Consider the following 19,165-nt stretch of genomic DNA (forward strand, 5'->3'; position numbering starts at 1 on the left):
AGAAACAATGAGCGCCGAAAAAACCGACGCGCCGCGCGCGGTCATCGTCATATCCAGCCATGTCGCCCGCGGCTCCGTCGGCAATCGCGCGGCCGTCTTCGCGCTGGAGACACTGGGCTTTCCGGTCTGGGCCGTACCTACGGTCACCCTGCCTTGGCACCCCGGCCATGGCCGCGCGACCCGCATTGTGCCGCCGCTCGACCAGTTCAAGGCGTTGATGGCCGATCTGGAGCGCGCGCCGTGGCTGGGCGAGGTCGGGGCCGTGCTGTCGGGCTATCTCGGCGAGGCCGGCCAGGCCGAGGCGGTCGCCTCGCTGGTGGCCGCGGTCAAGGCGAGGACGCCCGATGCCGTTTATATCTGCGATCCGGTGATGGGTGATTCCGGCGGCCTCTACGTGCCCGAGCCCACCGCCGCCGCCATGCGCGACTGGCTGATGCCGATCGCCGACATCGCTACCCCCAACCGCTATGAGCTGGAATGGATGGCCGGCGCGCCACTGCCCGATCTGAAATCGGTGATCTCGGCCGCACTCCATGCCGGACCATCGACCATGCTGGTCACCTCGGCACCGTCGATGATGTCAGGCGGCACCGGCAATCTGCTGCTCGACGGCACCCAGGCGCTGCTGGCCGAACATCGCCTGATCGACAAGCCGCCGAACGGCCTTGGCGACCTGACCGCGGCGGTCTACCTGGCGCGCATCCTGTCCGGCCAGCCGGCGATCAAGGCCCTGCAGTCCACGACGGCGGCGGTCTACGAGATCCTGGCGCGCACGGCAAAACGCGGCGGCGACGAGTTGCAGCTCGAAACCGACGCGCAGAGTCTGTCGCACCCGATGGCCATGGTCCAGCTTCGCCACCTCACGCATCCGGGGCGGGACCGCCGGGCGTGACCCCGGCCAAGGTCGTGCTCGTCGGCGCCGATGGCTGCAAGGCCGGCTGGATCGCCGTGCGGAGCGAACCCGGGCCGACACTTCGTAACCCGGACGCCGCGCCTTCGGTCGATGTCTTCCCTTCGTTCGCCGCCCTGCTGGCGGCGATCCCCGATGACGCGATCGTCGCCGTCGACATGCCGATCGGTCTACCGGAATTTTCGCAAAAGGGCGGACGCGGGCCGGAAGCGCTGGTGCGGCCGCTGCTTGGGGCTCGCCAGTCCAGCGTCTTTTCGATCCCGTCCCGGGCCGCGCTCTATGCCGACACCAGCGGCTTCACCACGATCGAAGCCTGGTACGCGGCGCATATCAGGGCAAGCGAAGTGGCCAAGGCCACATCCAACCCGCCACGCGGCGTTTCCATCCAGGCCTTCGGCATCTTTTCGAAAATCCGCGAGATCGACACATTGCTGATCGTGCGGCCCGAACTGCGCGGTCGCATCTTCGAATCGCATCCGGAAGTCGCCTTCTGCCGCCTGAACGACGATCAGGCCATGCTGTTGCCGAAGAAGATCAAGGGCAGCGTCAATCCGGCCGGCATGGCGGAGCGGAAGGCGCTGCTTTGCCGGCATGGCTATGACATGGATTTCCTCGACCGGCCGCCGCCACGTGGTGCGGCCGCTGACGATTTCCTCGATGCGGCCGGCATGATGCTGATTGCCGGCCGCATCGCCAGCGGCGACGCGAAGCCGTTTCCCGACCCGCCTAGCGCTGACGGTTTTGGCATACCGGTCGCTATCTGGGCGTGACAATGTCAGCGCGCGTCCCGCTTTGGCGCATGGCATTTATGGCTAGCTCCTACAATTCCGCATTGCTCGTAGCGGGCTTTTGCCGTTAGAGGCTTTCCTCGACCGCAACGAGCTGCCGCCTCCAACCCGGAAAGGCCTTAGCCGCCCATGCCTCATCTTCCCGAACACCTCCTCGCCGGCTACCGCAATTTCATGAACGGCCGCTACCTCACCGAGAGCGGCCGCTATCGCGAGCTCGCCCGCGAAGGCCAGGCGCCCGAGACCATGATCGTCGCCTGTTGCGACTCGCGATCAGCGCCCGAGGCGATCTTCGACGCCGGCCCCGGCGAACTCTTCGTCTTGCGCAATGTCGGCAATCTGGTGCCGCCTTACGAGCCGGACGGCGAGTTCCATTCGACCTCGGCCGCGCTCGAATTCGCCGTGCAGAGCCTCAAGGTCAAGAATATCGTGGTCATGGGCCACGGCCGCTGCGGCGGCATCCGGGCCGCGCTCGACCCCAACTCCGCGCCGCTGTCTCCCGGCGACTTCATCGGTAAATGGATGAGTCTGATCGCGCCGGCCGCCGAGACGGTGTCGGCCAGCACCTTCATGACGGCGACGGAACGCCAGACGGCCCTGGAGCGCATTTCGATCCGCTACTCCCTCGCCAATCTCAGGACCTTTCCCTGCGTCTCGATCCTCGAGGGCAAGGGGCGGCTGTCGCTGCACGGAGCCTGGTTCGATATTTCGACCGGCGAGCTCTGGGTGATGAACAAGGAGACCGGCGATTTCGAGCGGCCGGTGCTGGAATGAACGGTACGGCGCGCCGGGCGATGAGCGTTCGGCCGGTCGTTTTCACGGCGGCCGCGCTAATGATAGCGATCGTTGCTGCTCGCGCCGATGACCGCGCCATTATAAGCCGCTGGTATTCGGCGCTGATGGTCGCCGATCGCACCGAGCTGGCGGACCTGCTCGCCGACGACGTCCGCATCAAACTTGACGACCTCGGCGTTGTCCAGAGCAAGCTGGAATTCATAGCCTCGCTCGACGAATGGAAAGGTGCGGTTGCGGGAGCCGCGATCCGCCATCGCATCGAGAGGACCGAAAGCGGGGTCACCACCGTGATCGCCTGCTACGACTTCCCCAACAACGACATGCTGGTGCAGGAAACCTTCGCGGTGAGCGACAACCGAATCACCGCCAATTCTCAGGCGGCAATCGCTGAAAACTGCGAGGGCTACTGAGGCGCAGCGGCCACTGGCATATTGCGGGCTCGCGAAGCGCGCCCTACATCGGTGACACCCTCCTTCCTGACGCCAGCGAAAGACCCTCCATGCCCTCTACGAATGCCGTCGATCTCGCCGCTCATCCGCTGACCGCGTGGCGAGGGCCGCTCGGCCTGCCCGATTTTGCCCATATTGGCGACGGTGATTTCTCCGCCGTCTTCGACGCCGCGCTGAAGGCGCATGAGGCCGAGATCGACGCGATATCAAGCAACAAGGCTACGCCGAGCATCGAGAACACGCTTGCCGCGCTTGAGCTCGGGGGCGAGGCGCTGGATCATGTCTCGTCGATCTTCTGGTGCCGCGCCGGCGCCTACACCAACGAGACCATCCAGGCGCTGGAGCGTGACATTTCGCCGAAGATGTCGCGGCACTTCTCGGCCATCTCGATGAACGAGAAGCTGTTTGCCCGCATCGACGATCTCTACCGGCGCCGCGAGAGCCTAAACCTCGATCCCGAGACGCTGCGCGTCCTGGAGAAGACCTGGAAAGGCTTCGTCCGTTCCGGCGCCAAGCTCGACGCCGACGGCAAGACGCGGCTGGCCAAAATCAACGAGGAGCTGTCGTCGCTCGGCACGACTTTCGGTCAGAACGTGCTGGCCGATGAGCGCGACTGGGCGCTGTTCCTCGACGAGGCCGATCTCGCCGGCCTGCCGGATTTCGTGAAAAGCTCGATGGCCGAGGCCGCCGAGATGCGCGGCCGGAAGGGCCGCTACGCCGTAACCCTGTCGCGCTCGATCTATGAGCCGTTCACGACCTTCTCCGACCGCCGCGACCTGCGCGAGATCGCCTATCGTGCCTTCACCATGCGCGGCCAGAACGGCGGTGCGTCAGACAACACATCCGTGGTGCGCGACATGCTGAAGCTGCGCGCCGAAAAGGCGAAGCTGCTCGGCTACGCCTCCTTCGCCGCGCTCAAGCTCGACGACACCATGGCCAAGACACCGAAGGCGGTGCATGCGCTGCTCGACCCGGTCTGGGAAAGGGCACTGGAAAAGGCCGCCGCCGACCAGAAAGAGCTGGAGCGTCTGGCCGCCGAGGCCGGCAGCAACGAAAAATTCGCCGCCTGGGACTGGCGCTTCTACCAGGAGAAGCTGCGCGCCGAGAAGTTCGCTTTCGATGAGGCGGAGCTGAAACCCTATCTGCAGCTCGACCGCGTCATCGACGCCTGCTTCGACGTCGCGACACGGTTGTTCGGCATCACGTTCGAGGAGAAGAAGGGCATCGCCGCCTGGCATCCGGACGCGCGCGTCTTCGTGGTCAAAAATGCCGACGGCAGTGAGCGCGGCCTGTTCCTCGCCGACTATTTCGCGCGGCCGTCAAAACGCTCCGGCGCCTGGATGAGCGCGCTGAAGTCCGGTTATAAGCTTGGCCATGGCTCGAAGCCGGTGATCTACAACATCATGAACTTCGCCAAGCCGCCAGCGGGCGAACCGGCCCTGCTGTCCGTCGACGAGGCGAAGACCTTGTTCCACGAATTCGGCCATGCGCTGCATGGCATGCTGACCGACGTCACCTGGCCATCGGTGTCGGGCACCTCGGTCAGCCGCGACTTCGTCGAACTGCCCTCGCAGCTCTACGAGCACTGGCTGACGGTGCCGGCGGTTCTGGAAAAGCACGCGCTGCATGTCAAGACCGGCAAGCCGATGCCGAAAGCGCTGCTCGACAAGATGCTGGCCACGCGCACCTTCGGCGCCGGCTTCGCCACCGTCGAGTTCACCGCCTCTGCCTTGATGGACATGGCCTACCATGCACGGCCCGACGCGCCGGAAGAGCCGCTTCGTTTCGAGGCCGAAACGCTTGCGACCCTGCATATGCCGGATACCATCGCCATGCGCCATCGCACCCCGCATTTTGGCCATGTCTTCGCCGGCGAGGGCTATTCGGCCGGCTACTATTCCTACATGTGGTCGGAGGTGCTGGACGCCGATGCTTTCGCCGCCTTCGAGGAAACCGGAGACCCCTTCAACCCGGCGCTGGCCGAGCGGCTGAGGAAGAACATCTACGCCGCCGGCGGCTCGAAGGATCCGGAAGAGCTCTACACCGCGTTTCGCGGCAAAATGCCGTCGCCGGCAGCGATGATGGTCAAGCGCGGATTGGTGTGACTAGCAATCATGCCGTTCGTGGGGGAGATTGGCAGCGTCGCCCGCGGCACCCTTCCAGGGATCGGCCACCCTTGGCCACACTAGCCGCGCCAGCTTCGTGTAATTCGTCGCCGCCGGATTGCTGGGATAGGAACTCGGCGCCGCGACATAGATGATCTCGGCGGCGATCGGCTCGAAGCCGGCGTAGAAATGGTTTGTCGACTTGATCAGCAAAATGTCTTTCGACAGCGGATCGATGCCGATGTTGGAGAAGACATCCGGCTCGAAGGTCTGGGTGCGATTGGTATTCAGGATCACATCGACTTCGGTGCCCTCGATGCGCACCACCGCTGATGGCCCCAATGTCACCCGGCTCGGGCCAAAACTCTGCCAACCCTCGGCAACCGCTTTCAGCACCTTGACGCGTGCGTCGATCGGTTCGCCCGCCTGGGCGCCAGCTTTGCCGCCGAAGCGCAGGTCGATGACCGCGCCCTCGCCGGCAGCCTGGCAGAAAGTCACCGCGATCGGATCCCAGATCGTCGCCACGCCGAACTTGTCCAGGCCCCGCGCCAGCATCTGGCGCAGCACGACGGTGCCGTCGCCGGGAACGCCGCCGCCGGGATTGTCCCAGATATCGGCAATGACCACCGGCTTGCCCGGCTTTTCCTTGCGCACGGCCAGAGCCCGATCGATGCCGTCGGCCGTACTCAGCATCGTCATCGCGGTCGTTTCGCGCATGGCATAGAGCTCGCGTCCGAGCCGCTCCGCCAGCGCATCGCCCTTGGCCTTGTCATTGTCGGTGACGACAAGGAGGCGCGTGCCCATTTCGGGCACGTCGGCGGCCATGAAGCCGTGGATGACCGAGACCGACAGCACGCCGTCCTTGCCGTGCAGCGCCTTGATGCGGTCGACGAAGGAGCGCATCGGTTCGCGGCTGGTCGGCAGCACCTGGATCATGCGGCAGTCGAAAGTTGAGATGACCGGCTTGATTTCGCCGCGCGCCGCAGCCAGGCCAAGCTCGACGACATGCTCGCCGCGCTCGTAGAAATCAGTGTGCGGGAATTCGAGGAAATAGGCCATGATGTCTGACGCCGCCACGCGCTTCGGCGTCAGATGGCTGTGCGGATCGAACTCGCAGGCAATCACCACCTCAGGCCCGACAATGCCCCGCACGCGCTCCAGCAGGTCGCCCTCGCAGTCGTCATAGCCTTGCGCCACCATGGCCCCGTGCAGGCCCAGAATAACGGCATCGACCGGCAATGCAGCCTTCAGTTGATCGAGGATCTCATCGCGCAGCGCCTCATAGGTCTGCCGCTGCACGAGGCCGCCAGGCTCGGCCCAGGTGGCGGTGCCCTCGATCACGGTCAGGCCTTCGGCGGCCGCGCGGAGGCGCAGCGCCACGATCGGCGAGGAGCACAGGGTCGGCGTTTCCGGATGCTTGCCCGGCCCGGCATAGAACGCCATCTCGAAAGAGGCCCGGTCGGTTGGCACCGGCGAGAAGGTGTTGGTTTCCGTCGCCAGCGAGGCGGTGAAAATACGCATGAAAACTCCGTGGACTTCTTGTTGTTTCGCAATTCCGGACGGAAAACCGCTGGGCACTTTTCCTAGAGGTGCTGGGATTGCTATTTGACAGCCCCGAGCGCCAGCCCCCGGACGAGATAGCGCTGCAGCCAGATGAACAGGATCGCCACCGGCAGCGTCGCCAGCAGCGTCGCCGCCATGACGTGGTGCCATTCGATCGTGTAGCGCCCGGCAACCAGCGAGAACACCTGGATCGGCAGCGTATAGCTCTCCTGGCTACGCAGCATGGTGAGCGCCACGACGAATTCGTTCCAGGCATTGATGAAGGTGAAGATCGCCGTCACCGCGATCGCCGGCAGGCAGAGCGGTAGAAACACTTTTCGTAGCGTCAGCCAGCGGCCGGCGCCTTCCATCCAGGCCGCCTCCTCAAGGTCGCGCGGAATGGTGTCGAAATAGCTCTGCAGCATCCAAACGGTGAAGGCGACGTTGAAGGCCATGTAGATGAAGCCGAGCGCGGTGGTCGATTCGACCAGTCCCCAGGCAGCCATCAGCCGGAACAGGCCGAGCACCAGCACGATCGGCGAGATCATCTGCGAGATCAGCAGGAACTGGCGGAACGCTCCATAGCCGGCAAAGCGGAAGCGCGACATTGCATAGGCCGCCGGGACGGATATGAGGATGGCGCCGACGGTGGCGATGACAGACACATAGAGCGAATTGGCCAGCGCCCGGCCGAAGCCGGTCGCCACCCACATGTCGGCAAAATTCGACCACCGGAACTCGCTCGGCCACCAGGTCGGCGTCAGCACTTCGGTACGCGGCTTGACCGCTGTCAGGAACATCACCGCGAAGGGAAAGATCGTCACCACGATCAAGGGAGCCAGCAGCAGCCAGGCGATGACGGTGCGCTTCAGCTTGGCCTTCATGCGCGTTGCTCCCGCATGGCAAGGCGCACATAGATCATGGTGAAGATCAGCAATATGGCGAACATCACCAGCGAGACCGCCGAAGCCTCGCCGAGCTTGCCGATACGGAATGCCAGCTTGTAGAGGTGGGTGACCAGGATGTCGGTCGAGTTGGCCGGCCCGCCCTGCGTCATCACCCAGATGATCGGAAACGAGTTGAAGACGTAGATGGTGTTGAGCACGATGGCGATGTTGATGAAGGGTTTCAGAAGCGGAAAGGTGATCTCGCGGAACTGCTGGAGCGGCGTTGCCCCTTCGAGCGCCGCCGCCTCATAGAGATCGTCCGGGATCGAGGACAGGCCGCCGAGAAAGATCGTCGTGGTGAACGGCACCGTCACCAATATGCCGATCAGCACCTGCATTGGAAACGCCGTCTCGGCGCTCGCAAGCCACTGGATGTTGTGGTCGATCAGGCCAAGTCCGATCAGCGCCGAATTCAGCATGCCGCTTTCACCGCTCAGCGCCCAGCGCCAGACCACGGCCGTCATGGTCAGCGACACTGCCCATGGCAGCATGATGATGACGCGGGCAAGGCCACGGCCATAGAAATCGGTATTGAGGATCATCGCCACCGGGACCGAGAGCAGCAACGCGCCGCAGACCACCAGCACCGTCCATAGCCCTGTGCGCCAGAGGGCGGCGACGAAGTCGGGATCGGCTGTCAGCGCGGCGAAATTGGCAAGACCGCTGAACTCGCGCAGCTGACCAAAGCGATTGACGTCATGCGTGGCGATCTGGATCAGGTCCCAGACCGGCCAGAAGATGACCACCGCCGCCAGGAACAGACTGGGCAAGGTCAGGAGATAGGGCAGGAGGCGATTTTGCATCGGCTGATTTGGGACCATGTTGCGAGGTATTGGTGGCGCTGGCTCGCCCAGTTGGCCCTAGGCGCTCGGTTTCGAACTCTTTCCGACGTCAGTGCCGCCCCTCACCTGCCCGCCGGCATCCTCTCCCCGTATAGTGACGGGGAGAGGGGCGCCGTCGCTACCGCTTTCGCCAATCTCCGGCCTCGCAGGAATGGCGCCGAGGCTGCCGCCAGGCCTTTCTCCCAGTCACTATACGCGGAGAAATGCCCGGCAGTGCAATGAGGGGCGGCGCCGACATCGCCGATTTTGTCCTTTGCCTGAGGGATTGCCCTATCGACCTTCCTCGCTTGCACGCGGCGAGCCGTTGCATGTTAGAAGAGTGGCGCGCCCCGCCTGAATTTGGCGCGCGCCACGGACGCAGGGAGATACGCCCTACTTCTTCAGCACTGCGTTGGCCTTGGCCGCCGCTTCCTTCAAGCCTGCCTCGGGATCGCCGCCAAGATAGATCTTCTGCATGGCATCCGACGTGATCTGGGCAACTTCTTCCCAGCCTGGGATGACCGGCGCGAAGCGGGCATCAGGCAAGAGCGCGGTGAAGGCGGCCAGATCCGCGTTGTTGATGTAATAGTCCATCTTGGCCTCTTCCTTGTTCACCGGCAGGAATCCTTCGCCCTGCGTGAACTTGGCGCGCTGTTCCGTGGTGAACAGGAAGTCCATCAGCTTCCAGGCCTCATCCTTGTTCTTGGAGTTCTTGAACATGATCATGGAGTCGGTGACGCCGTAGGTGCCGCGCGCACCGGTAGGACCGGCCGGGATGGCGGCAACGCCATATTTGAGGCTCGGCGCCTCGTCCTTGATCTGGTTGGACAGGAAGGGCGCCGTGATCATCATGCCGACCTTGCCCTGCTTGAACAGGTTCTGCACGTCCTCGCGATTGTTGGAGGTGACGCCGGGCTCCGTCAGCCCCTCGTCGATCATCGACTTGTAGAGCTTCGCTGCTTCGAGCGCGCCCGGCGTGCTCAGGCCCGACGTGCCGTCCTTGTTGAGGATCTCGGTGCCCTGCGACCACATCGCGTAGTAGTAATAAACGTCGGTCTCGATCTCCTTGCCCTGAAGGCCGAAACCGAAAGCACCCTGCGCCTTGATCTTGCGAGCATCCTCCTGCAATTCGGTCCAGGTTGCCGGTGGCTTGGCTATGCCGGCCTTCTCGAACAACTCCTTGTTGTAATACATGGCGCGCGCCGAGGCGGCGATCGGCAGGCCGTAGGTCTTGCCGCCCATGATCGAGGGCGACAGGAAGGTGTCGATGAAGCGACCCTTGAAGTCAGGCGTGATGTAGCTGTCGAGCGGCTCGGCGACGTCCTGCTGGACGAAGTCGATCAGCCAGCGCGTGCCGATGATGGACAGATCGGCGTTGGTGCCGGCGGTGATGTCGGTGGTTAGCTTCTGCAAGAGCACATCCCATGGCACCACCTCGAACTTGACCGTGATGCCAGGGTTCTTCGCCTCGAACTCCTTCTTGACCTGCTCGAAATACGGACCGGTCTTGGCACTGTATTCGGCGACGGTGACCCGCACTTCGCCGGCCTCTGCCTGCGCCGCGAAGGCCAGAATGCCCATTCCGGCCATCAGGCCGGCAGTCCATTTCGCAAGGTTCATCCGATCTCTCCCATTGTTTCGCGCATTCGCGCTCCTTGTGCCGCCGGCACAAGGTTTATGTGACTTTCCTACATTATCGATGAATTCGCCGCGCGCAAGCGGATTAATATGTTGCTAAATTACATCCTGGTCTTTAGCCTCTCCGGCATCTGCGTGACTTGAGGGAGGAGCAAGCGCCGTGGTTTCGAGAGCCGAATTCGAAGGCAGGACCGCCGTCGTCACCGGCGCCGGTGGCGGCCTTGGCTCGGCGATTGTCGCACTGCTGGCCGGCAGGGGCGCGCGGGTGGTCGGCTGCGACCAATCCGGGGAGGCGCTGGCGAGCCCGCACCTTGCCTCGCGGCATGTCTTCGACCTTCTCGACCGGGCTTCCATCGAGGCGGGGATCGCCGCTGTTCTCGACCGGGACGGCGTGCCCGATATCCTGATCAACAATGCCGGCTGGACGCGCGCCGAAACGCTCGATGCGCTGACGGCGGACACGATCGAACATGAGCTCGACCTCAACCTGACCGGTGTGATGACTTTCGCCGACCCGCTGGTTAAGGCGATGGCTGCACGCGGTTCGGGCAGCGTCGTCTTCATTTCTTCCGTCAACGCCATCGCGCATTTCGGCAATCCGGCCTACGCCGCCGCCAAGGCCGGCATCAACGCCTATGCCAAGTCGATCGCCGTCGAACTCGGCCGTAGCGGCGTGCGCGCCAATGTCGTCTGCCCCGGATCGATCCGCACCGCCGCCTGGGACCATCGCCTGGCCAAGAACCCTGACATAATCGGCAAGCTGCAGCGGCTCTATCCGCTCGGCCGCATCGTCAACGCCTCGGAAGTCGCCGAAGCGGTGGCTTTCCTTGCCTCGGACCGCGCCTCGGGCGTAACAGGCGTGGTGATGCCCGTCGATGCGGGATTGACCGCCGGCTGCCTGCCGTTCATCGACGACATATTGGGAGCGTGACCATGACCGACGTCCTGTTTCGCAACCTCTCGAAATCCTTCGGCCAGCACAAGATCCTCGAGGAGATCAGCCTCGACATCAAGAGCGGCGAGTTCGTCGTGCTCGTCGGCCCGTCCGGCTGCGGCAAGTCGACCTTGCTGCGCATGCTGGCGGGCCTGGAGACCATCAGTTCCGGTGACCTCCTGATCGGCGGCACGCGCGCCAACGACCTGCCGCCGCAGCAGCGCAACATCGCCATGGTGTTCCAGTCCTACGCGCTGTTCCCGCATCTGAAGGCTTCCGACAATATCGGCTTCGGTCCGAAAATCCGGGGCGAGAGCCGCACCGCCATCGACCAGAAGGTCAAGAAGGCGTCCGGCGTCCTCAACCTGTTCTCCTATCTCGACCGGTATCCCCGCCAGCTCTCGGGCGGCCAGCGCCAGCGTGTCGCCATGGGCCGCGCCATCGTGCGCGAACCCTCGGTGTTCCTGTTCGACGAGCCGCTCAGCAATCTGGACGCGCAGTTGCGCGTGCAGATGCGCACCGAGATCAAGGCGCTGCACCAGCGGCTGAAATCCACCATAGTCTACGTCACCCACGACCAGATCGAGGCCATGACCATGGCCGATCGCATCGTCGTGATGGACCGCGGCAGGATCCAGCAGGTCGGGCCGCCGCTGGAGCTCTATGACAGGCCGGCCAACAAGTTCGTCGCCGGCTTCCTCGGCTCGCCGTCGATGAGTTTTGTGTCCGGGGCACTGAAGACGACGCCCGGGACGACCTGGTTCGAGTCGGTCGGCGGCGGCCGGCTTGCGCTTGCCGGGGACCCGGTGCCGGCAGGCAGTGCCGTTGAGGCGGGCATCCGGCCGGAGCATTTCATCGTCGGTGAAGCCACTGATACCATGACGCTCAAGGTTGACGTGGTCGAGCCGACCGGTTCCGAAACCCATGTCTACGGCGCCATTGGCACTGATGCGGTGCGCGCCGTGTTCCGCGACCGGGTGCCGGTGCGGCCGGGCGACCTGCTGCCGGTCTCGGTCGACCCAGGCAACATCCATCTGTTCGACACGGCGACGGGCCTGCCGCTGAGATGACGACGGAAACTCGGACATGAAGACGCCGGCCGACATCATCACGCGGCTGCAGCTGATGTCGCAGGACGGCACCAAGTCGGATCGCCGCCTGGCAAACCTCGTCCTGTCCGACCTCGACTTCGCCTCCAAGGCCGCGATCTCCGACATCGCCGCGCGGGTCAGCGTCAGCGAACCGACGGTCACCCGCTTCTGCCGCAATCTCGGCTGCGAGGGGTTGCGCGACTTCAAGTTCTATCTGGCCCAAGCCATCGCCATCGGCGGCCAGTATCTGTCGCCGGAGCCATTGAGCCGCGACGCCCGCGAACAGCGCATTGCGTCGGCCATCACCGAAGCGGCTGTTTCAGCCATCCAGCGCGCCAGCGAGAACCTCGACATGACGACGCTGGTCGACGTCGCCGCGCGCCTTGCGGCATCAGGCAATGTGCTGTGCATAGGTTCGGGTGGCATTTCCTCGATGATGGCGACCGAAATGCAGAACCGGCTGTTCAGGCTCGGCCTGTCGGTTCTGGCACAGATCGACGGACAGCTGCAGCGCATGTATGCCGCCGTTGCCACGCCAGACACCACCGTGGTCGCCTTCTCGGTCTCCGGCTATGCGCGCTCGGTCATTGAGGCGGTGCAGGTCGCGCAACAATATGGGGCCGCCACGGTGGCGGTCACCGCGCCCGACTCCGCACTGGCCAAGGTCGCCGACACTGTCATCCAGCTACAGCCGTTCGAGGACGGCAACATCTACAAGCCGACATCGTCACGTTACGCGTTGCTGGCGATCGTCGACATGATCGTGACCTCGGTCGCCGAGACACGCGGCCCGAAGGTGCTGGAGAAACTGCGCCGCATCAAGCAGAGCGTGAACACGCTGAAGGTCGACGACCCGCGTTTGCCGCTGGGCGACTGACGAGCCGGCGCCGAAAAAATCTGCCAATTCGCCCCAAGCGGGTGAGGACTGGTCCGCGCAGTGGACGGAAAGCCAATTGGCTTGCTTTCCGAACGACGAACGCCCGGAGCGACAGCGCAGGACCGCGTCCGGCAGGACGGAGGGGGCGCTGTCCCGCCTGCATCTCAATTTTGGAAAAGCGCTCCGACAGCTGTCACCAGCGCCTCCGGATCGCCCAATATCCGCAACGTCTTGAGGCGGGCCGTACCGCCGGCAACGACCGAAACGGCCGATGCCGGAACACCCAGCGCCCTGGCGACCAGCTTCTCCAGCGCTTGATTGGCGGCGCCATTTTCCGGCACGGCGCGGACCCGCGCCTTCACGTGACTGCGTCCGTCCGCCAATGTTTCGACGAGGTCGAGCCGGTCCATGGAAGACTTAGGCGTCAGCCGCACGAACAGATCGACGCCGTTCTCGCGCATGCGGAACGGCGCGCTCATGCGATCGTCAGGCCAGCAGCAGCGGCGCGATCGTGGTGAGAATGAACTGCCTGAGGAAGAACAGGATCAGCAACAAGATGATCGGTGAGATGTCGATACCGCCAAGGTCGGGCATGAAGCGGCGGATCGGCCGCAGCGCCGGCTCGGTCAGGCGGTAGAGCATGTTCCCGATGCTGCCGACGAACTGGTTGCGCGAGTTGACGACGTTGAAGGCATAGAGCCAGGAAAAGATCGCCGAGGCGATGATGACCCACCAATAGAGGTCGAGCGCCATGACGATGGTTTGAATGAGGGCGAGCATGCCGGACTCCAATTGTTGCCGACATGTAGCCATTACGCGCCAAACCGGCAAGGGCAGGGTTCCGCCACGCGACCGGCAGCCGGTTTTTCAGTGAAGCGCCGCCTTGACAGGAAACCGCGGCGCCCGATAAATGCGCCATCCGCTGGACGGGGCTGTAGCTCAGCTGGGAGAGCGCGTCGTTCGCAATGACGAGGTCAGGAGTTCGATCCTCCTCAGCTCCACCAGCGGAATTTAGAAGGCATATCTCACAGTGAATCAGTGAGATAGCCGAAAGGACCTCTTTCGTTTGGCCCACGCGTTTGGCCACGTTTCAGGCCATCCCGGCTCCATCGTCGCCGGTGTGTGCCCTTCGCCTTTGTTCCAACCACTCCGAAATCCTTCAGGCATTCAACAATTTCTCTGTCTATGATCACCGGCATATTTGGATCAATCGCGAGGCAAGTCATGGCAAATTGGGATTTGCGGCGTCAGGTCAGGATGTGGCTGCTGATCGGTGTGCCTCTCGTCGTTGGCGGCACTCTTATTCGACACTACAGTTTTCACACCTTCGAGCTTGTCATGTTCGGGTTCTCGTTCGCCATGACCCTTTTCTCGATCTGCCTTGTCTACCGTAGTTGGCCCAGCAGAGAGCAACAACTTGAAGGCAAGACCAGCGCTGCCTATGGAGGCGTGATCATGGCCTCATTCCTTCTAATTGTGTCCCTCTACGGCAACTACATCGTACTACCCGTGGTAACCGGCTAAAGCGCGACCTCTACGGGCAGGAGACGATTATCTCAACTCGCTAAGCCTCTCCCACCTCAACGAACCTGACCGGCAACCCTGCGGCGATCTCCTCAGCCATCCCCGGCAAATGCCGTTCAAGGCCCTGACGGGTCCGACAGTAGGACTGAGGTCGCCATGAGGGGTGACCGCCGCGCGTTCCTGACTTGTACTGAATGATCCATTGGATTTGGTTGCGACACTCGATGATCCGGGTCGCCTTGGCCTCGCTGAAGTCCCATCTCAGGACCACGCGGGAATAGTTGTCTGCTTCCTCGCAAGTCGGGTTAAGAGCGCGCGGGGTTCTGCTTCTGCTCACTGTCTGAATTACCTTCCTGTTGAATTGATGTTTCCCGGCCCACCGAGGCTGCGCTGAACGCGGTGAAGCAATCTGGGCGCACGATGTGCCTCCAGACCAAAGCGCCGCTGCGCGCAGGGTACTTGCCTGTTAGGGGAGAGCCCGAAGGGGGCTGTGAGCTTGGGGCAAATGGTTCACCGGAGATGGCGACCTAACCCCCCTTCGGGATGGTGGTGCTGCTATATGCCGAGGTCGAGACGCATCTTCGCAGCAGCCTGAGCATGTCGGGTGAGCAACGCCCAGTCCCCACGCACAACGGCCCGCCTGAACTCTGGCAACTCGGCCTCGTCGATGTGCTCAGACCAGCTTTCGAGGGTCAGCCCGAGTGGCGCAAGGACTCTCCTAACGAGCCGCTGGGTGAACGCAGCCTCGACCACCTGGGCCTCAAGCTGGTCCACGCCTGCCGCTTCAAAGTCGATGACCCCTGTTTCCGCGAAGGTGTCGACCACGGCCTGTTGAACTTCAACCGGCTGCGCTTCCGCCCATCGGTTCAAGGCCCTGTCAGCGCCATCAGAAAGCTCTTGATGGGTCTTCTCCGCCTTCTGCTCTGGCGTCAGGTCGTCGCCCGCGTCGTCATCAGCATCATGCTCAACCGCCACCTCGGGATTGTCACCCCGAGGCTGTTCTTGGACGGTCGAGCTTATCGGAAAGACCCATAGCCATAAGGCGCAACGGCCCGCGCGACCGCCTCGCCGTAGTCCTCCATGCTGATCTCGCCATCTTCAGCCATCTGCCGGGCCTGCTTGGGTCCAAGCTGAATGCCGCCGATGGTCACCCGAAGGCTGTCGACAAGGGCGCGCGGCGGGACGGCAAAGGCGCTGCTATTGGAGGGAGGAGCCTTGGCATTAAGCTGCTCCACAGTGGTCTGGCCGTTGGTGACGGAGACGCGCTGGCTGAGTTGGCCCCGCTGCTGTGCCTGATACCAATGGTTGCCGGCTAAAGAGACCTCGGTCGCTGCTGCAATCTGGGCCTTCATGCGGGCCTCTTTCTCTAGGTGGGTCGCTCGGGCCGCGTCATAGCGCATCCGGTCAATAAGCTCCTCTCGCTGGGTCGTGGACATCGCCATCAAGGCTCGTTCCTGCTCGGTCGGTTCGCTGTAGGTGTGGCGTGCGCTGCCGCTCATCTGTTCTTCGCTGTATCTGGACATAGGTTGTTCCTTCAAAGTTGGTGGTCCCCGCGACATGATTGTTGCGAGGTTCTGGTAAGTCATGGTGGTGGTGTTGGAGCCGTCAGCGGCGAGGCTGGAGACCATAGCCATGAGCGGGTGGTGCTGGAGTGTGATCGGCCTCTGGAGGCGCTGGGGGAAGCAAAAAGTGTCCATTCGCGAGAACCTCGCTGCAAATCTCAGGCGGCTCTGCAAGGGCCAAGCTGATCTGCGACTACCTGCACGTCGAAGAAGCCGAACTGTACCGGGACCCCGGCATCCCCGAGCCGGCGGCTCTCGGCCTGCCGCCGATTTTCGAAAGCCTGTCACCCAGATGATCCGCCCCACCCGCCCCGTCGATCGCCGGCGGCATCTATTTCACCTATTTTTCAATTCCGACCCGCTCCGATCTGCTGATGCGGTCGGTGACCTTCGTGCGGCGTGAGGCCGAGCTGGTCACGTTCCGCAGGGTCACCGGATGGTCGGAGCATCGTGGCTCGGCATGGGCGCGGGGACGCGGCAATCATTGTGGGGTGGCGATCTCGCGCCTTAACTGGATCTATTTCAGCGGCGTCAACCGCCGCCAGACAGGCGAGCCGTCGCTGATCTCGGTGCAATGGGCGCCTATCGCCGAACCGGTGCTGACGGGCAAGGCCATGCTTCTGACCGAAGCCGCGCCGGCATTCGTGTCCGTCATCATGCGGCAGGATAGGTCCAATATCAGGCCCAGGCATGCGATCCGCATGGCGCATGCCGTCAGGCTCGACGATCCCAGCCTCGACCAACTCGTCGTCGGCCTCGCTCGGGACGGGCTGGCCTAGCCGCTTGCTTACGCTGGATAAGAACAAGAATATCCCGAAAAAGCGTAAGCTAGCGATTGCCTGCTCCATGTCTCAGTAAAATCGATTTTTTTAGACTTTCCCACAAGAAAGATATTTTAGCTGATATTGGATTTACTACAATTTTAACAGACCATTAACTCTCCCGACCTTACCTTTCTTCTCGCGGATCCCTTTCCGGGGTCTTTCGACAAATCCCTTGGGGTCGGGAAATGTGGGAAAATGACCAAGAAGTGAACAACGCGCCATGCCCGTGCCTGATCCTGCTTTATGCCAGGCTCGACCGCACGATGTGGAAACATGGTCACGCCAACGCCTACCGCGTCGTGCTGATCGAGGCGGGCCATATTGGCCAGAACATGATGCTGGCGGCGACCAGGCACGGCTTGTCGGCCTGTCCGACGGCGGCGCTGAGCCATTCGGCGGTCAAGCGCCTTCTGAGCCTCGACCGCCTCACCGACCCGCCCATCTATCCGTTGACCCTCTCAACCCCGGAACTTGACACCGCATTCGGCCGGTCGACTAGCCGACCTAATATGTCCAGTTCAGCCAGTACGCATTCCTAGAGTTCCATCCGATGACAGGAGCAGAACATGTCAAATCAGGCCTTACGTCAGTCAGAGCTCGATAGTCTTCAATATATCGCGACGATGACCAATGAGCTGGTGCAGATGGCCGAAGCAAGCCGCTTCCCCATGATCTCCTATCTGCTCGGCATGGCCTATGCCGAGGCCTTCGACGTCTTGCGCGGCGCACGGCCAGCACGACATGCGCAACTCAGCGGCAACCCGATGCACCCCAAGGCACACGCGAAAGACAACCACGCTCAGCCAAGAACAGCGTAGCGAGACGCAATTGTCGGCCTTGCGGCACGGCTGGCTCGCGGCCGAGCCGTTGGGAGACGCTCGATACGCTGCAAAGCTTGCTGCCGCTGCTGAGAAACGCGGCCGCCGACCCACATGCATTAGTCCCGCAAACTGAACACGAATGGCGCTGTACGCCTGACGCGCGGGCCGAGTTCCGCCGGCGGCGCCGGCACGGTCGCGCCCTGCAGCACCGCCAACGCGGCTCGGTCGAGCTCGGCATCGCCGGACGAACGGGCGACCCGGGCCGACAGGACCCGGCCGGATGGGTCCATTGTGAAAGTCACGTTCACATTACCCTGCGCGCGCCGGGATTTCGCGGCGCTTGGGTAGCGCTTGTGGCGATTGATCCACGCCGTCAGCCGCGATTCCCATTTGGCCGGGCTGACACCCGAGAGCCCGGCCGCCGATCTCGGCGCCGCCGCCTTGGCCGCAGCCCCGGCCTCGGCGCTCGCGGCACTTGCCGTCTTCGGTGGCTCGGCCTTTTTCTTCTTCGGCCTTGGCCTTGGCTTGTCGACCGGCTTTTTGACCTTGGCTTCGGCCGGTCTCTTTTCCTTGCGCCGCTCCATGGGCTTTGCCCCCGGCAGCGGAACGACAGCCTCCGGCGCGACGGTCTCGACAATATTGGGGACGACCTCTTCCAGCGGCGGCTGTTCGACCGGTTCGGCCTTCGTCATCTCCGTGGGCTCATTGGGCGGGACCATCTCGGCCTCGGCAACAGGCTCCGCTTGCTCGGCCACCTTGTCAGGCTCGGCCTCGGCTGCCTTCTCGGTCTCTTCGACCGGCTCGGTCCGGTCGGGAATGGCCGCGTCGGGGATCGCGGCCTGTTCGGGCACCGCCGGCGTCACCATCATCGGCGCCATTTCGATCACCAGGGCCGGTGGCGCTCCGCCATCCGACAGGTCGACTGGACTGAAATTCCGCACGCCATAAGCGACCGCGACATGAGCCCCAAGCACAAGCACCGCCGCGGATGCCCATAGGCCAAGGTCGCGCCAGTCGAAGCGCGACAGCACCACCGTGGGCGAGGCGGCCGATTGCGTCATGGAGCGGCCGTTTTGCCTGGCGCCGGCGCGGCGATATCACCGGTCGGCGCGGCCTCCAGACCGACCAGCGCGATCTTCAGATAGCCGGCTGCCCGCAGCAGGTTCATCGCCTCCATCAGGTCGCCATAGGCGACCGCCTTGTCGGCGCGCAGGAATATCCGCGTCCGCTTGTCGCCCTTGGTACGGCTGCCGAGCGTGGCGGCAAAAGCCGGGCGCGGCACCGTGTCGTTGCCGATCGTTAGGCTGAGATCGTCCTTCAGCGTCAGGAACAGCGGCGTCTCCGGTCGCGGCGCCGGCGTCGCGGTCGAGCCGGGCAGGTCGACATTGACATCCACCGTCGCCAGCGGTGCGGCGACCATGAAGATGATCAGGAGCACAAGGATGACATCGATGAAGGGCGTGACGTTGATCTCGTGGCTTTCCTCGAGGTCGTCGTCCAGCGTCTGTCGAATTCTGCTCCTCATGGCGTCGCTCCC

General features: G+C 63.4%; 21 protein-coding genes, 1 tRNA gene and 1 pseudogene. 13 read left to right on the plus strand and 10 right to left on the minus strand.

Annotated features, from left to right (window positions below; genetic code table 11):
- Window positions 1-7: 7 nt before the first annotated feature.
- From pdxY to X742_RS157800, 5 genes are all read left to right on the plus strand, one after another.
- Window positions 8-892, plus strand: coding sequence for a pyridoxal kinase PdxY (gene pdxY / locus X742_RS157820; RefSeq protein ID WP_023771803.1), 885 nt, complete (start codon window positions 8-10; stop codon window positions 890-892).
- Complete coding sequence (locus X742_RS157815; RefSeq protein WP_023771804.1) at window positions 889-1,680, plus strand: DUF429 domain-containing protein; 792 nt, start codon at window positions 889-891, stop codon at window positions 1,678-1,680. Before pdxY ends, X742_RS157815 begins: the two co-directional genes overlap by 4 nt.
- A 147-nt stretch (window positions 1,681-1,827) precedes the next feature.
- On the plus strand, window positions 1,828-2,472 hold the full coding sequence (locus X742_RS157810; RefSeq protein WP_023771805.1) for a carbonic anhydrase: 645 nt from the start codon (window positions 1,828-1,830) through the stop codon (window positions 2,470-2,472).
- On the plus strand, window positions 2,469-2,903 hold the full coding sequence (locus tag X742_RS157805) for a hypothetical protein (protein WP_023771806.1): 435 nt from the start codon (window positions 2,469-2,471) through the stop codon (window positions 2,901-2,903). Before X742_RS157810 ends, X742_RS157805 begins: the two co-directional genes overlap by 4 nt.
- A gap of 89 nt (window positions 2,904-2,992) precedes the next feature.
- Complete coding sequence (locus X742_RS157800; protein ID WP_023771807.1) at window positions 2,993-5,047, plus strand: M3 family metallopeptidase; 2,055 nt, start codon at window positions 2,993-2,995, stop codon at window positions 5,045-5,047.
- Here the strand turns inward: X742_RS157800 and X742_RS157795 are convergent, their stop codons facing one another.
- The 4 genes from X742_RS157795 to X742_RS157780 form a co-directional block, all read right to left on the minus strand.
- Entirely contained in the window at window positions 5,048-6,568 is a 1,521-nt protein-coding gene (locus X742_RS157795) for a M81 family metallopeptidase (RefSeq protein ID WP_023771808.1), read from the minus strand.
- A gap of 80 nt (window positions 6,569-6,648) precedes the next feature.
- A complete protein-coding gene (locus tag X742_RS157790; protein ID WP_023771809.1) occupies window positions 6,649-7,473 on the minus strand; it encodes a carbohydrate ABC transporter permease in 825 nt (274 codons plus the stop codon).
- Window positions 7,470-8,339 carry a sugar ABC transporter permease gene (locus X742_RS157785; RefSeq protein ID WP_023771810.1) on the minus strand — a complete coding sequence of 290 codons (870 nt, stop codon included), beginning with the start codon at window positions 8,337-8,339 and terminating at the stop codon, window positions 7,470-7,472. The genes X742_RS157790 and X742_RS157785 overlap by 4 nt, the downstream gene beginning before the upstream one ends.
- A 411-nt stretch (window positions 8,340-8,750) precedes the next feature.
- On the minus strand, window positions 8,751-9,977 hold the full coding sequence (locus X742_RS157780) for a sugar ABC transporter substrate-binding protein (protein WP_023771811.1): 1,227 nt from the start codon (window positions 9,975-9,977) through the stop codon (window positions 8,751-8,753).
- A 178-nt stretch (window positions 9,978-10,155) separates the two neighbouring features.
- On the opposite strand from X742_RS157780, the gene X742_RS157775 reads away from it, so the two are divergent.
- Genes X742_RS157775 through X742_RS157765 form a run of 3 tightly spaced genes read left to right on the plus strand, consistent with a single transcriptional unit; the run spans window position 10,156 to window position 12,897 of the window.
- A complete protein-coding gene (locus tag X742_RS157775) occupies window positions 10,156-10,926 on the plus strand; it encodes an SDR family oxidoreductase (protein WP_023771812.1) in 771 nt (256 codons plus the stop codon).
- Window positions 10,927-10,928: 2 nt separating this feature from the next.
- Window positions 10,929-11,999: an ABC transporter ATP-binding protein gene (locus tag X742_RS157770; RefSeq protein WP_023771813.1), complete on the plus strand. Its 1,071-nt coding sequence runs from the start codon at window positions 10,929-10,931 to the stop codon at window positions 11,997-11,999.
- A 16-nt stretch (window positions 12,000-12,015) separates the two neighbouring features.
- A complete protein-coding gene (locus tag X742_RS157765; protein WP_023771814.1) occupies window positions 12,016-12,897 on the plus strand; it encodes a MurR/RpiR family transcriptional regulator in 882 nt (293 codons plus the stop codon).
- Between the two features lie 164 nt (window positions 12,898-13,061).
- On the opposite strand, the gene X742_RS157760 is transcribed toward X742_RS157765, so the two are convergent.
- The gene (locus tag X742_RS157760) at window positions 13,062-13,376 is read right to left on the minus strand and encodes a DUF167 family protein (RefSeq protein ID WP_023771815.1); all 315 of its coding nucleotides are present in this window, start codon (window positions 13,374-13,376) and stop codon (window positions 13,062-13,064) included.
- A gap of 7 nt (window positions 13,377-13,383) precedes the next feature.
- Window positions 13,384-13,677, minus strand: coding sequence for a YggT family protein (locus X742_RS157755; RefSeq protein ID WP_023771816.1), 294 nt, complete (start codon window positions 13,675-13,677; stop codon window positions 13,384-13,386).
- 148 nt (window positions 13,678-13,825) lie between these two features.
- Here X742_RS157755 and X742_RS157750 point away from each other — a divergent pair.
- Window positions 13,826-13,901, plus strand: a tRNA-Ala gene (locus tag X742_RS157750).
- 220 nt (window positions 13,902-14,121) lie between these two features.
- Entirely contained in the window at window positions 14,122-14,421 is a 300-nt protein-coding gene (locus X742_RS157745) for a hypothetical protein (protein ID WP_156939373.1), read from the plus strand.
- A 555-nt stretch (window positions 14,422-14,976) separates the two neighbouring features.
- Here the strand turns inward: X742_RS157745 and X742_RS157735 are convergent.
- Together X742_RS157735 and X742_RS157730 are read right to left on the minus strand one after the other, a co-directional pair.
- Window positions 14,977-15,396, minus strand: a complete 420-nt coding sequence (locus X742_RS157735) for a hypothetical protein (protein WP_023771819.1) — start codon at window positions 15,394-15,396, stop codon at window positions 14,977-14,979.
- Between the two features lie 41 nt (window positions 15,397-15,437).
- A complete protein-coding gene (locus tag X742_RS157730; protein ID WP_084569518.1) occupies window positions 15,438-15,944 on the minus strand; it encodes a hypothetical protein in 507 nt (168 codons plus the stop codon).
- A 166-nt stretch (window positions 15,945-16,110) separates the two neighbouring features.
- Between X742_RS157730 and X742_RS01000000170005 the strand changes: the two are divergent.
- The 3 genes and pseudogenes from X742_RS01000000170005 to X742_RS157720 all read left to right on the plus strand — a co-directional run bounded on the left by X742_RS01000000170005 (window position 16,111) and on the right by X742_RS157720 (window position 17,625).
- Window positions 16,111-16,762 (plus strand): annotated as a pseudogene (locus X742_RS01000000170005) (XRE family transcriptional regulator).
- A 251-nt stretch (window positions 16,763-17,013) separates the two neighbouring features.
- Window positions 17,014-17,346, plus strand: coding sequence for a nitroreductase family protein (locus X742_RS157725; RefSeq protein WP_031247850.1), 333 nt, complete (start codon window positions 17,014-17,016; stop codon window positions 17,344-17,346).
- A gap of 27 nt (window positions 17,347-17,373) precedes the next feature.
- On the plus strand, window positions 17,374-17,625 hold the full coding sequence (locus tag X742_RS157720) for a hypothetical protein (protein WP_023771823.1): 252 nt from the start codon (window positions 17,374-17,376) through the stop codon (window positions 17,623-17,625).
- 119 nt (window positions 17,626-17,744) lie between these two features.
- Here the strand turns inward: X742_RS157720 and X742_RS157715 are convergent, their stop codons facing one another.
- Both X742_RS157715 and exbD read right to left on the minus strand, forming a co-directional pair.
- Window positions 17,745-18,689, minus strand: a complete 945-nt coding sequence (locus tag X742_RS157715; protein ID WP_023771824.1) for an energy transducer TonB — start codon at window positions 18,687-18,689, stop codon at window positions 17,745-17,747.
- Complete coding sequence (exbD, locus tag X742_RS157710; protein WP_023771825.1) at window positions 18,686-19,153, minus strand: TonB system transport protein ExbD; 468 nt, start codon at window positions 19,151-19,153, stop codon at window positions 18,686-18,688. The genes X742_RS157715 and exbD overlap by 4 nt, the downstream gene beginning before the upstream one ends.
- Window positions 19,154-19,165: the final 12 nt, after the last annotated feature.

It is taken from the genome of Mesorhizobium sp. LNHC229A00 (genome assembly GCF_000502415.1).
GTDB lineage: Bacteria > Pseudomonadota > Alphaproteobacteria > Rhizobiales > Rhizobiaceae > Mesorhizobium.